Here is an 11,584-nt window from a genome sequence, read left to right as displayed (position 1 = left end):
TTCTCGAGGATCGGTCGCGGAGGTCGCGCCGGGAGGCCATCGCGCTCGGCTTCCCCCAAATCGGGGAGCGCCGGGAAATGCACGACAGCCTGCCATCGGGGGCGGCAGGCTGTCGTGGGTGGGAAGCGGTCAGTTGGCGGGCTGACCGGTCGTGTCGTCGGTGTTGCCGGACCAGGTCACCGCGGAGCTGCGGAGCAGGGCGTAGCCCCACTGGCCCTTGCCGATGCGGTTGTTGGCGTAGGTGACGGTGATGGGGTTGGAGTTGAACTGGCCGTCGGCGTAGACGGTGTAGCCGGCGCCGAGCAGGCGGTTGCCGGTGATGTTGATGTTGGTGGCGGGACCGAAGTAGTTGTCGACCATGACGGCGGAGGTCTGGGTGAGTCCGGTGAGGTCGACGGTGCTGTTCTTGACGGTGATGTTGGAGCGGGCGCCGTCGATCTGGATGCCGTCGTAGTGCGGGGAGCCGGGCGAGGCGAGGTTGTGGACCCAGGAGCCGGTGATGGTGGCACCGGAGCTGGGGACGAAGCCGTTCTCGACGCCGGAGACGGCGACGGCGTTGTAGGTGCCGGGGCCGTAGACGCCGTTGGCGCCCTCGGTGCCGTTCATGCCCTTGCCGTCGACGGTGACGTGGTCGAGGGTGACGCCGGTGGCGCTGTCGTCGACCTTGACGATGTTGTAGGCGCTGCCGGAGGTCACGCGGGTGTTCTTCACGGTGACGTTGTTGGCGGCGATGGTGAGGGTGCCGTTGATGTCGAGACCGTCGACGACGGTGCCAGGCGTGGTGACGGTGACGCTGCCGGAGGCCTTCAACGCGGTCCCGGCCGGGACGCCGGCACTGGAGCCGAAGTTGCTCGACGGTGCGGCCGCGGCGGTGGTCGGCGCGGAGGACGGGGCAGTGCTCGTCGGGGCGGTCGTCGGCGTGGGCGTCGGCGTCGGAGTGGGGGTCGGCGTCGGCGTCGTGGTGCCGGTCGGCTGCGTGGTCGTGGCCGACGTGGTGGCGCTGTCGGGGGTGAACAGGACGTCGGCGTAGTAGCTGCCGTTCTGGTACGTCTGGTTCGGGAAGCCGCCGGTGGTGCCGTACTTGAAGACGCCGGCGCCGTACTTCGTGACGATGTGGCCGTGCGTCGTCGTGCTGCGGAAAGCGTTGCTGGTGAACGCGTAGCCCGCGCCGGGGGAGAGGTAGGAGACCACGTACGTGGTCGACGCGTTGATGTGCACCGGGGTGGCGAAGGTGACCTTCTGCCAGCCGGCGGACGTGCTCTTCGCGAAGGTGGCGGTGGCCAGGCGGGCGCCGTTGCTGGACCAGAGACTGCCAGTGCGCTGCGTCGTGATCGCGGGACCGTAGTAGCGCATTCCGGTGACCGTGCCCGCGGTGGTGACGCTGAAGCGGGTGCCGAGCTCGACAGAGGCGGGGTCGATCTCGACCGGGGCCGTGGTGGTGGCCGGGTAGTAGCTCTCGGTGCTCGCCACCGCGGCGGTCGCGGCCGAGGCCGATCCGGTGGAGGCGACGGCCTCACACACCGCGAACGAGAGCGGCAGGACGGCGACGGCAACGAGTGCGAGGCGGGTGCTCGGCCTGGTTGACGTGATGGAACGGGAGAACATGGGATTTCCGATCAATGAGGGGAAAGGGCAGGACGATGGCGGGGTGGTGATGCGTCGCGGCGATTGCCGGAAGAATTCGGCGCGCGGCGGGAGGGCCTGATCTCTGCGCACAGATATCGGCCCGATATACCCAATTTGGGGTATAGGCGGGGGACGCGGTGGCTCCGTTGCTGCTCAGCCGCGCAGAAGAGACGCCCGATGGGCGGGGCTTCTCCCTCGGGTGGAGCTCAGCGGCCGAGGGCGTGCCCGGAGCGGGCGTCGGTGTTGCCCGACCACCGGACGCTCGCGCTGCGCAGGAGGCTGTAGCCCCACTGGCCCTTGCCGATGCGGTTGTTGGCGTAGGTGACGGTGATGGGGTTGGAGTTGAACTGGCCGTCGGCGTAGACGGTGTAGCCGGCGCCGAGCAGGCGGTTGCCGGTGATGTTGATGTTGGTGGCGGGACCGAAGTAGTTGTCGACCATGACGGCGGAGGTCTGGGTGAGTCCGGTGAGGTCGACGGTGCTGTTCTTGACGGTGATGTTGGAGCGGGCGCCGTCGATCTGGATGCCGTCGTAGTGCGGGGAGCCGGGCGAGGCGAGGTTGTGGACCCAGGAGCCGGTGATGGTGGCACCGGAGCTGGGGACGAAGCCGTTCTCGACGCCGGAGACGGCGACGGCGTTGTAGGTGCCGGGGCCGTAGACGCCGTTGGCGCCCTCGGTGCCGTTCATGCCCTTGCCGTCGACGGTGACGTGGTCGAGGGTGACGCCGGTGGCGCTGTCGTCGACCTTGACGATGTTGTAGGCGCTGCCGGAGGTCACGCGGGTGTTCTTCACGGTGACGTTGTTGGCGGCGATGGTGAGGGTGCCGTTGATGTCGAGACCCTTGACGACCGTGCCCGGCGTGGTCACCGTGACGCTGCCCGAGGAGCGGAGGCGGGTGCCGGGGACCACGCCCGCCTCGACCTCAGCACGTGCCTTCTTGTGGTGGTGGCGGTTCTTGTGGTGGTGCTTGTGGGCGTGCTTGCGGTGGTGCTTGTGGTGATGATGCTTGTGGTGGGCGCCGGCTGCGGCGGCATCCGTGGCCACGACCGCACCGAGCGGGAGGCTGGCGGCGGCAGCGAGCATGACGATGCTTCGAGCCCGAGGGAGGTTCAACACGACGGTCTCCTGAACGAAATGGCGGGGGATGTCTTCGAACTTCAACCAAGTGTCCAGACCAGGTGGCCTGACGCAAATCGCCTTTCGGACGAATATCGACCCGGACGGCGTGCATATTAGCGGGTGGGATATACCCAATTTGGGGGACGAGGCAGCGTAGAAATTTGCCGGGAAAGGTGCATCTACGCCCTGAGCAAACTGGACAAGTGGTGGGAGGCTGTGAGGTAGATCACGCTCTGAGCGCGGTACTTCTCCCCCAAATAGGGGATGCGGTCGGCCGATCCAGCCGCCCCAGGCCGTCGCAGCAGAGAGTGACGCCATGCGCGCGACCTTCGCCACCGCTCGTGGCCGGGCCAGCCAGGGCTGGCACAAGCTCCGGTGGGGCGCCGGGATCGTCGGCGCGGGACCGACGGCTGTCGGCGTCGCTCGCCTGGCCGCGCTGCGGCTCGGTCGGACGACGTACGCCCACGCGCCGCTGCGCTCGGGGGTCACCGTCGGCTTCGAGGTGCCCGGGCAGGTCCCGCCCGCACTGGTGGTCTTCCGGACGCTGATCGACCCGGAGTTCGCCTTCCTCTCCGAGGTCGGCTGTGAGGGGATCGTGCTCGATGTCGGCGCCGCGATCGGGCAGTTCACCCTGTTCGCGGCCCACCAGCCGGGCGCGGTGGTGCACGCCTTCGAGCCGAGCGGACGCAACATCGCCACCTTGCAGCGCAACCTCACCGAGAACGGCCTCACCGAACGGGTGCACGTGCACCACCTCGCCCTCGCCGGCTGGGAGGGCGAGCAGGAGTTCGCCACCCAGGGCAACACCTACCTCAGCCGCCCCGACGCCGGGGTCGGCGCGCAGACCGAACGGGTGCCCGTCCGCACCCTGGCCGGGGTCTGTGCCGACCTGGGGCTGGACCGGATCGCGGTGCTCAAGCTCAACGTCGCCGGCTACGAGCCTGAGGTGCTCGCCGGGGCGGAGCCGCTGTTGGCCCGCGGCGCTATCGCGGTGATGATCATGCTCATCGGCGAGCGCTCGATCCCGTGGTACGAGCGCTGCGCCGGATGGGGCTACCGCTTCTTCTTCTACGTGCCGGCGACCGGGACCTTGTGCGAGCTCCCGGAGCTGACGCTCGAGGCGCTCGAGAACCCGCCCTCGCCGGCGCGCCACGTCATCGCCATCCACGATGGCGCATTAGGTGTGCTCGCCGGCACCGGCGTGACCGTGTCGCACGGGCGCGGGTAGGGCATGCGCCGGTGGACGAGCTCGGCTGCAGACATGCCGAGGAACGCCGCGTTGGTGGTCAGGTAGCGCTGCCACAGCCGGCCCGGCTCCTGCAGCACGCGGTACGCCCACTCCATCCCGGCGCGCTGCCAGGCCTCGGGTGCGCGGCGGGTGATCCCGGCGAGGATGTCGAAGGAGCCGCCGACCCCGTGCATCACCGGCACGCCGAGCAGATGGCCGTACGTGCCGAGGAAGACCTCCTTCTTCGGCGTCGTCATGCCGAGGAAGAGCAGGTCGGCCCGGGAGCGGACGATGTCGGCGGCGACATCGGAGGACTCCTCCTCGGCGAAGTAGCCGTCCCGGCTGCCGACGACCTGGGCGGCGGGCCAGCGCCGGTGGATGGTCTCCTCGACGGCGGACAGCACGTCGGGGCGCGCGCCGAGGAGGTAGACGCGGAGGCGGTGCCGGTCGGCCAGCCCGAGCAGCGCCTCGAAGAGGTCGATCCCAGCCACGCGCTCCGGCAGTGGGCGGCGCAGCAGGCGGCTCGCCCAGACGATCGACTGGCCGTCGGCGAGCAGCACGTCGGCCTCGAGCAGCGAGTCGCGCAGCACCCGGTCCTGGGACAGCTTGACCACCTTCGCGGCGTTGAGCACGCCGATCAGCAGACGGGTGCGGGTCACCACGGCGTCGTCGGCCAGCTCCACCGCCTCGTCGAGGGTGAGCGGCGCTAGCTCCAGGCCGTAGAGGCGGCAGCCCCCGTCGCTCATCGGTCGACCGGTGGCAGCCAGGCGTACAGCAGCCATCCGAGCTCGTAGGGACGGCACTCGTGGTCGATGGGGCCCGGGGGGAGCACCAGGTCCAAGCCGGGGATCCGCAGCCCGGCGCGTACGGACGTGGTCAGCGCGCCCGCCGCGCGGGCGGCCTTGGGCGGCTCGCGCCGGCCGACCTTGCGCCACACCAGTCCGTAGCGCTCGTGGACGAGCTCGTCGAGGGTCTCGGGGTGGCTGATCAGCCAGCCGGCGCCGCGCGCGATCGCCTCGCGATGGTCGGCACCACCGGCCTCCCACAGGTCGAAGAGCGCCATCGGAGCCATCGCGTGCTGGTGGACGCTGTAGACCGGGTAGCGCTCGACCACGCTTCCGTCGCGGGCGTCGTAGTGCCACCACCACTGACCGGCCTCGCCCTGGGCGGCGACGATCGTGGCGGCGGTCCGGTCCGCGCGCTCCAGCAGGGCGTGGTCGCCGCTGAGGGTGGCCGCGAGCGCGAGCGCCTGGATCGGATAGACCTGATCGGCGAAGCTGCCCACGTGCGCGCGCCAGCGCGAGGAGCCCGACGCGGGCAGCGTGTGAGGATACGCGGGCCCGTCGTGCCTGAGCATCAGCGCGGTCGCGGCCGCGACGAGGTCGTCGGTGTCGCCGAGGGCGTTGGCCTTCACGGCCGCGGTGAGCGTCCACGCAGCATCGACGGTCGACAACGGGTCGCCCTCGGTGACCGCCGACCAGAGCCGCGCCACCAGGTGGCGGGCGTATGCGCCGGTCTCGGCGGCCGCCCAGGTCGCGAGCGCGATGGCGCCGACGTCGTCGGAGAGCTGCGCGCGACGTACGGCCAGTGCCGCCGTCTCGTCGGCGCCCAGGCCGCCGAGGATCTCCTGCTGCTGGGCCAGCGGCACCCGGCTCAGGCCGAGGGCCGCGATCGAGGCGTAGCGCAGGCTGGTGCCCTCGCGCTGCAGGTGCACGCCGCCGGGCTCGCGCACCGCCCGTACCGTCTGCGGGAATCGGTCCGCATCCGGGTCGTAGGCGGTCGCCAGGCCACGGGCGGCCAGCGAGACCAGATGGCCCATCCAGGCGCCGAGGCCCAGGCTGACCTGATCGATGGCATCGGCGCGGGCGGTGCCGACCTGTTGTGCGTGGGGGTGCGTCGCGACCATGATTGAAACGTCGCGCGCAGGCTGCGACCGGTTAAGGCGAAGCGGCCTGCTTTCCCCGAAATGGGGGAGCATGGATCTCGCCCCACGACGCCGGTGGTCCGAGACCTAGCGTCGGCACGGTGAAGGGCATCCGCACAGTGTCCCGCTTGTCCCGCCTGAGCCGCTGGGGCGGACTGCGCCGGCTCCACGTGCTGCGCAGTCTCCTGCTCAGCAGGCGCAGCGGAGGGACGGTCCGGGTCCATCGCCCGGCGACCACGCAGGTCGCGGGCTCCATGCGCGTGGGCGGCCGTCTCGACGTCGGGCTCCGGTGGGGGCGCAACGGCTTCGCGGCGCCCAGCCAGCTGTACGTGGCCGCCTCGGGAGCCGTCCGCGTCGAGGGCAGCTTCCACGTGTTCGCCGGGACCCGCATCGTGGTCGACGACGACGCGGTGCTCACCATCGGGAGCGGCTACATCAACTCCGACGCCCGGATCGCGTGCTTCTCGGCGATCACCATCGGCCACGACGTCGCGATCGCCGAGCAGGTGGTCATCCGCGACAGCGACAACCACCAGGTGAAGAGCGCGATGGGCGACCAGCACCCTCACACCGCCCCCATCCGGATCGGGGACCACGTGTGGATCGGGCTGGGCGCCACGATCCTGAAGGGGGTCACGATCGGCGACGGTGCCGTCGTGGCCGCCCGTGCGGTGGTGACCCGCGACGTCCCGCCCGGGGCGCTCGTCGCGGGTGTCCCGGCGCGCGTGATCCGCGCCGACGTGGTCTGGGAGTGATCATCGCGTCCGTACGAAGGAGGGCGCCTGCTTGAAATCAGGACGGCGGGGGACTGTTGAACCGTGAATCGCCGTCTCTCGGTCCCCGTCACCCTGCTCGCCGCCGCCGGCACCGCCCTCGCGGTGCTCGCCCCGCCTCCCGCGCAGGCCGCCGACAGCGGCCATCCGGCGTGGTTCCCGCCGACAGCACGCACCGCCAGGATCGCCAGTGACGGTGCCGCCCGCGACGCCCGGCTGACCATCCCGGCGATCGGGATCCACCGCCTCCCCGTGGTCGCCTACCGCGGGCGCACCGACGACGGTCCGGGGACCGTGATCCAGAACCGTGGCATCGCGGCCGCCTCGATCGGTCCGGTGAGCCGGGGCGGTGGGGTCGGCCCCGGCGGGGTCGGCAACTACCAGGTCGCCGCCCACCGCAGCTCGCACGGAGCGCCGTTCCGCCGTACGCCCTCCCTGGCGCGCGGCGCCCGGATCCTCATCGACGCCGGTCGGTGGCGCTACGTCTACCGCGTGGTCCGCACCCGCTGGACCGACTTCCGCTCCCCGCACTCGCTGCGCCTGCAGCGCGCCGCGGTGCCCGGCCAGCCGGGCGTGCCCGCGAAGCGGGCCTGGATGACGCTCTCCACCTGCGCGACGCCCGAGGACCACGCCCGCGGCAACTACTGGGCCGACCGGCTCGGCAACCCGCAGCACCGGATCGACAAGATCGCCGTCCTGGTCCGCCGCCTGCCGCGTCCCTGACGTGTCAGACCCCGCACTCGCGGGACCTGGCGCGGCAGATAGGGCTGTCCGCCCGTACGCATCGCTCAGGTGCGCGGTGTGTCACGTGCCCCGCTCGGGGAAGTAGCGACGCCAGCGGTCGCTGAGCCGCTTGGGGACCCCGGACTCGCCGCGTTCCAGGAGGACGCGCTGGATCCGTTCGACCGTCTCCCCGGGAGTCGAGTAGATGTCCTTCGCGATGAGCAGGATGCTCCGCCACGCATCGTCGTCGATACCCGCTCGGCGCATGACGTCCTGTTCCCACTGGCGGACGATCTCGACGTGCTGGCGCCCCTCGTACTCCACGATCGTGCGTGAGCGCCGGTAGCAGAGGTCGTATCTGCGCACCGTGAAGCCGTCGTCCGCGAGGATGGTGGGATTGACCTCGGGCTCGGGCAGGCCTGCCAGCACGATCAACATTCGGGTGCGCGACTCCATCGGTGAGTCGACGCGCTCCCGGACGAGGCGTGCGGCCTCGAGAGCGCGGCCAGCGCCGGCGTGTCGGCTCTCGCTGCAGAACGCGGTGAGCTGTGACGGTGCGATGTCGCATCGCCGCGCCAGGTGGTCCCCGACGACGACCAGGTCGACAAGGTGGAGCAAGGTGCCGAGCTCGACGAAGGTCTGGGGGAGAGAGGAGACCCGGATGCCCTTCTCGGAGACGACGTCTCGCCGGCTCGTCCAGTGGCAGTGGATCCCTGCTCTCGATCGGCGCTGCTTGCGGTCGGCCACCGTGACGTGCTCGTCCGGCAGGACCGGGATCGGCAGTCGCCACACGCGCGCCGCGGTCGCGTGCGAGGCGTGGGCGTCGGCATCGAATGGAAGCAGCGCTGCCTGGGCGAGCAACAGCGGGTCGGGATCGACGACAGCACTGACGAAGATGCCCGTGTGGAGCTGGCGATAGGCGGGGCCGTAGAGGGAACGACGCGGGACGCCGGCGGCGAGCGCCTGCCCTCGCGTGAACGGCAGACGGGGGTCGAACGTAGAGGCCGCTGCGGCGTCGGTCATGACACGAGCGTGCCCGAGTTTCGGCAGCGAGGTCGTCGCTCATCCACAGGCCGTGACAGATCACGCACCCGCACGGTCTTTCCGGGGAGCATCGGCCGGTCGGCGTGACGAACCCCGCACCTGCATCGTCTGTCACGCGGATGCCGGCAGGCACTCCCTGAGGACGCTGCGCGCGTCGGCTCGCCTAGGGTGTTCCGCATGACTGCGCCGACCGCCGAGATCATCGCCGACGACCATCTGCTCGCCGCCTGGCTGGCCGAGCGGGCGGGGGAGCGGCTGCTCGAGGTCCGCACCCAGGGCCTGGAGGGCAAGGAGCTCAAGGACGCCGGTGACCAGGCGGCCCACGAGCTGCTGATGGGGCTGTTGGCGACGTACCGGCCGGACGACGCCGTGCTGTCGGAGGAGGGCAAGGACGACAAGGCCCGCCTGAGCGCGCCGCGGGTCTGGATCATCGACCCCCTCGACGGCACCCGCGAGTTCTCCGAGCCGCCGCGCGACGACTGGGCCGTGCACGTCGCGCTGTGGTCCCGCGGCGATCTCATCGCCGGCGCCGTCGCCCAGCCGGCCCTGGCCGCCTCCGCCATCCAGAGCACCTTCCACACCGGCGCCGCACCGGTGGTCCCGCCCCGGACCAGTGAGCGGATCCGGATCGCCGTCAGCCGCAGCCGCCCGCCGGCGTTCGTCCAGGCGCTCGCCGAGGAGCTCGACGCCGAGCTGGTCCCGATGGGCTCGGCCGGCGTGAAGATGATGTCGGTCGTCCGCGACATCTCGGACGCCTACGTCCACGCCGGTGGCCAGTACGAGTGGGACTCGGCCGCCCCGGTCGCGGTGGCCCGCGCGGCCGGCCTCTTCACCAGCCGCGTCGACGGCAGCGAGCTGCGCTACAACCAGGACGACGTCTACCTGCCCGACGTCATCGTCTGCCGCCCGGAGCTGTCCGAGCAGATCCTGGCCTTCATCGAGAAGCACGGCATCGACGCGTGAGCGAGCGTCCGTTCACCGAGCTGGTCGTCACCGCTCGCGAGCAGCTCACCCCAGGTATGGTCCGGGTCCGCTTCGAGGCCGCCGACCACGAGGTCTTCGCGGCCGCCTTCGCTGACAGCGCCTTCACCGACCGCTACGTGAAGCTGGTCTTCCCGCAGCCCGACGGCAGCACCGTCCTGCGCACGTACACCGCGCTCGAGCCCGACATCGGCGCCGGCACGCTGGCGATCGACTTCGTGGTGCACGGGACGGAGGGGATCGCCGGCCCGTGGGCCGCCGACGCCGAGGAGGGCGACCGCATCACCGTCCGCGGCCCGGGTGGCGCGTACGCCCCCGACCCCGGCGCCGACTGGCACCTGCTCGCCGCGGACGAGGCCGGCCTGCCCGCCGTCCGTGCGGCGCTCGCCGCCCTGTCGGCGGAGGCGTCCGGCCATGCCGTCGTGCACGTCCCGGCCGAGGAGCACATCCAGGAGCTCGACGGCCCGGCAGGCGTGGAGGTCACCTGGGTGGTCTCGACCGAGCCCGACGCCCTGCCCGAGGCCGTCCGCGAGATCGCCTGGCCGGTGGGCCGGGTGCATGCCTTCGTCCACGGCGAGGCGCACGCCGTCATGCACGGCATCCGCCCCTACCTCCTCAAGGAGCGCGGCCTCCCGCGCGCCGACGTGAGCATCTCGGGCTACTGGCGCCGAGGCCGTACGGAGGAGGGCTTCCGGGCGTGGAAGCAGGAGCTCGCCTCTACTGAGGGGTGAGGAGCGAGGTAGCGAGCCGCGCTCGCGCGTGTTCGTGCGCCGAGTGACGACGTCCCGAAGCCACCGGCGGCGGGGGTAAACCCCCTCCCTGGGATTGTTCTTCGTTTTCCGGGTTTGCGTTCACCGGCTCGTAACCGACTGCGGACCGATTGGTCGGCTGGCCTCCCCAGGATTGCGGCGCATCGACCGCCGCCCTCGGGCGACGACCAGTAAGGCTGCCGCTTGACCACCCTGCCGTTGTCGGACCCCGCGTCCGGCGCACAACCCCCTGCCACGCCCCGCCGGATCTCTCGTACGCCGACCGGCGGCGACGCCGTCTTCGCGCACACCTTCCGGGTCATCGGGGCCTCGGTCCTGGCGGTCACCGGCGGCATCGGCGTCTTCCTGGCCTACCAGTCGGTCCCGACACTGCGGCACTACGGTCTGAGCTTCTTCACCGAGCACCAGTGGGACATCGGCCACGACGTCCTCGGCATCGCCGCGGTCCTGTCCGGCACCGTCCTGATCGCGCTCGTCGCACTGGTCATCGCCTTCCCGCTCGCGGTCGCGACCGCCATCTACATCACCGAGTACGCGCCGCCGAGGATGCGCTCGACGCTGGTCGCGGCGACCGATCTGATGGCCGCCATCCCGTCGGTCGTCTACGGCCTGTGGGGCGTCTTCCTGGTCATGCCGCATGCGGCGTTCTTCTCGCTCTTCGTGCAGCGCACCTTCCTGCCGCTGCTGCTCCACGGCACCGCCCGCACCATCGTCATCCTCGTGATGGTCGTCGGCCTGATCGCCGGTCTCGGCATGCGCTTCGGCATGCGGATCACGGGCCGCCTGCTCTGGATCCCGTTCGGCATCGCCGCGGCGGCCGCGGTCTCGCTGCTGCCGCTGCTGACCGTCGTGGACGCGGACCCGAACGCGGCCGTTCCGGACATGACGCGGTACACCAAGAGCGCCTTCATCGCCGGCGTCGTCGTCGCGATGATGGTGATGCCGATGGCGTGCTCGGTCATCCGCCAGGTCTTCAGCCAGACCCCGGAGGGCGAGAAGGAGGGCGCGCTCGCCCTCGGCGCCACCAAGTCGGGCATGGTCCGTACGGTCGTGCTGCCGTTCGGTCGGGGCGGCGTCATCGGGGGCACCATGCTCGCTCTCGGCCGCGCGCTCGGCGAGACCATGGCCGTGGTCATGATCGTCAGCCCCGACTTCGTCATCAAGGGCCGGATCTTCGAGATCGGCAGCCAGTCGGTCGCCTCGCTGATCGCCAGCCAGTTCGCCGAGGCCCAGGGCATCCAGGTCTCCGCGCTGCTCACCGCCGGCTTCGTCCTGTTCGTCCTCACGCTGATCGTCAACACGCTCGCTGCGATCGTGGTCAGCCGCTCGCGGTCGGGAGCTGACACCGCATGAGCACCCCATTGGAACGCTCGCTTCGCTCCGCTTGGAACGGGGAC

At 71.0% G+C, this 11,584-nt stretch carries 10 protein-coding genes and 1 pseudogene; 6 read left to right on the top strand and 5 right to left on the bottom strand.

Annotated elements, in window-relative coordinates; all coding sequences use genetic code 11:
* Nucleotides 1-129 precede the first annotated feature (129 nt).
* On the bottom strand, nucleotides 130-1,605 hold the full coding sequence (locus tag KSO98_RS09135) for a DUF4082 domain-containing protein (protein ID WP_225285065.1): 1,476 nt from the start codon (nucleotides 1,603-1,605) through the stop codon (nucleotides 130-132).
* Between the two features lie 227 nt (nucleotides 1,606-1,832).
* Entirely contained in the window at nucleotides 1,833-2,741 is a 909-nt protein-coding gene (locus KSO98_RS09130) for a hypothetical protein (RefSeq protein ID WP_225285064.1), read from the bottom strand.
* A 319-nt stretch (nucleotides 2,742-3,060) separates the two neighbouring features.
* On the opposite strand from KSO98_RS09130, the pseudogene KSO98_RS09125 reads away from it, so the two are divergent.
* Nucleotides 3,061-3,729 (top strand): annotated as a pseudogene (locus tag KSO98_RS09125) (FkbM family methyltransferase); the annotation flags it as partial.
* An 83-nt stretch (nucleotides 3,730-3,812) separates the two neighbouring features.
* Here KSO98_RS09125 and KSO98_RS09120 read toward each other — a convergent pair.
* Both KSO98_RS09120 and KSO98_RS09115 read right to left on the bottom strand, forming a co-directional pair.
* Nucleotides 3,813-4,754 carry a WecB/TagA/CpsF family glycosyltransferase gene (locus KSO98_RS09120; RefSeq protein WP_225285063.1) on the bottom strand — a complete coding sequence of 314 codons (942 nt, stop codon included), beginning with the start codon at nucleotides 4,752-4,754 and terminating at the stop codon, nucleotides 3,813-3,815.
* Nucleotides 4,715-5,878, bottom strand: coding sequence for a hypothetical protein (locus KSO98_RS09115; RefSeq protein ID WP_225285062.1), 1,164 nt, complete (start codon nucleotides 5,876-5,878; stop codon nucleotides 4,715-4,717). The genes KSO98_RS09120 and KSO98_RS09115 overlap by 40 nt, the downstream gene beginning before the upstream one ends.
* 146 nt (nucleotides 5,879-6,024) lie before the next feature.
* On the opposite strand from KSO98_RS09115, the gene KSO98_RS18860 reads away from it, so the two are divergent.
* Both KSO98_RS18860 and KSO98_RS09105 read left to right on the top strand, forming a co-directional pair.
* Nucleotides 6,025-6,651 (top strand): acyltransferase, encoded by a 627-nt coding sequence (locus KSO98_RS18860; RefSeq protein WP_308012749.1) that lies wholly within the window; start codon nucleotides 6,025-6,027, stop codon nucleotides 6,649-6,651.
* A gap of 63 nt (nucleotides 6,652-6,714) precedes the next feature.
* Nucleotides 6,715-7,392, top strand: a complete 678-nt coding sequence (locus KSO98_RS09105; protein ID WP_225285061.1) for a class E sortase — start codon at nucleotides 6,715-6,717, stop codon at nucleotides 7,390-7,392.
* Between the two features lie 81 nt (nucleotides 7,393-7,473).
* Here KSO98_RS09105 and KSO98_RS09100 read toward each other — a convergent pair whose 3' ends face one another.
* Complete coding sequence (locus KSO98_RS09100; RefSeq protein ID WP_225285060.1) at nucleotides 7,474-8,415, bottom strand: hypothetical protein; 942 nt, start codon at nucleotides 8,413-8,415, stop codon at nucleotides 7,474-7,476.
* Nucleotides 8,416-8,613: 198 nt separating this feature from the next.
* Here KSO98_RS09100 and KSO98_RS09095 point away from each other — a divergent pair, with 198 nt between their 5' ends.
* The 3 genes from KSO98_RS09095 (at nucleotide 8,614) to KSO98_RS09085 (ending at nucleotide 11,540) form a co-directional block, all read left to right on the top strand.
* Nucleotides 8,614-9,399, top strand: coding sequence for a 3'(2'),5'-bisphosphate nucleotidase CysQ (locus KSO98_RS09095; protein WP_225285058.1), 786 nt, complete (start codon nucleotides 8,614-8,616; stop codon nucleotides 9,397-9,399).
* The gene (locus KSO98_RS09090; protein ID WP_225285055.1) at nucleotides 9,396-10,148 is read left to right on the top strand and encodes a siderophore-interacting protein; all 753 of its coding nucleotides are present in this window, start codon (nucleotides 9,396-9,398) and stop codon (nucleotides 10,146-10,148) included. The genes KSO98_RS09095 and KSO98_RS09090 overlap by 4 nt, the downstream gene beginning before the upstream one ends.
* Nucleotides 10,149-10,370: 222 nt before the next feature.
* Nucleotides 10,371-11,540 (top strand): PstC family ABC transporter permease, encoded by a 1,170-nt coding sequence (locus KSO98_RS09085; protein ID WP_225285054.1) that lies wholly within the window; start codon nucleotides 10,371-10,373, stop codon nucleotides 11,538-11,540.
* Nucleotides 11,541-11,584: the final 44 nt, after the last annotated feature.

This window comes from Nocardioides nematodiphilus (assembly GCF_020216525.1).
Lineage (GTDB): Bacteria > Actinomycetota > Actinomycetes > Propionibacteriales > Nocardioidaceae > Nocardioides > Nocardioides nematodiphilus.
Note: the sequence above shows the minus strand (reverse complement) of the source record. Positions and strands in the feature narration are given on the sequence as shown.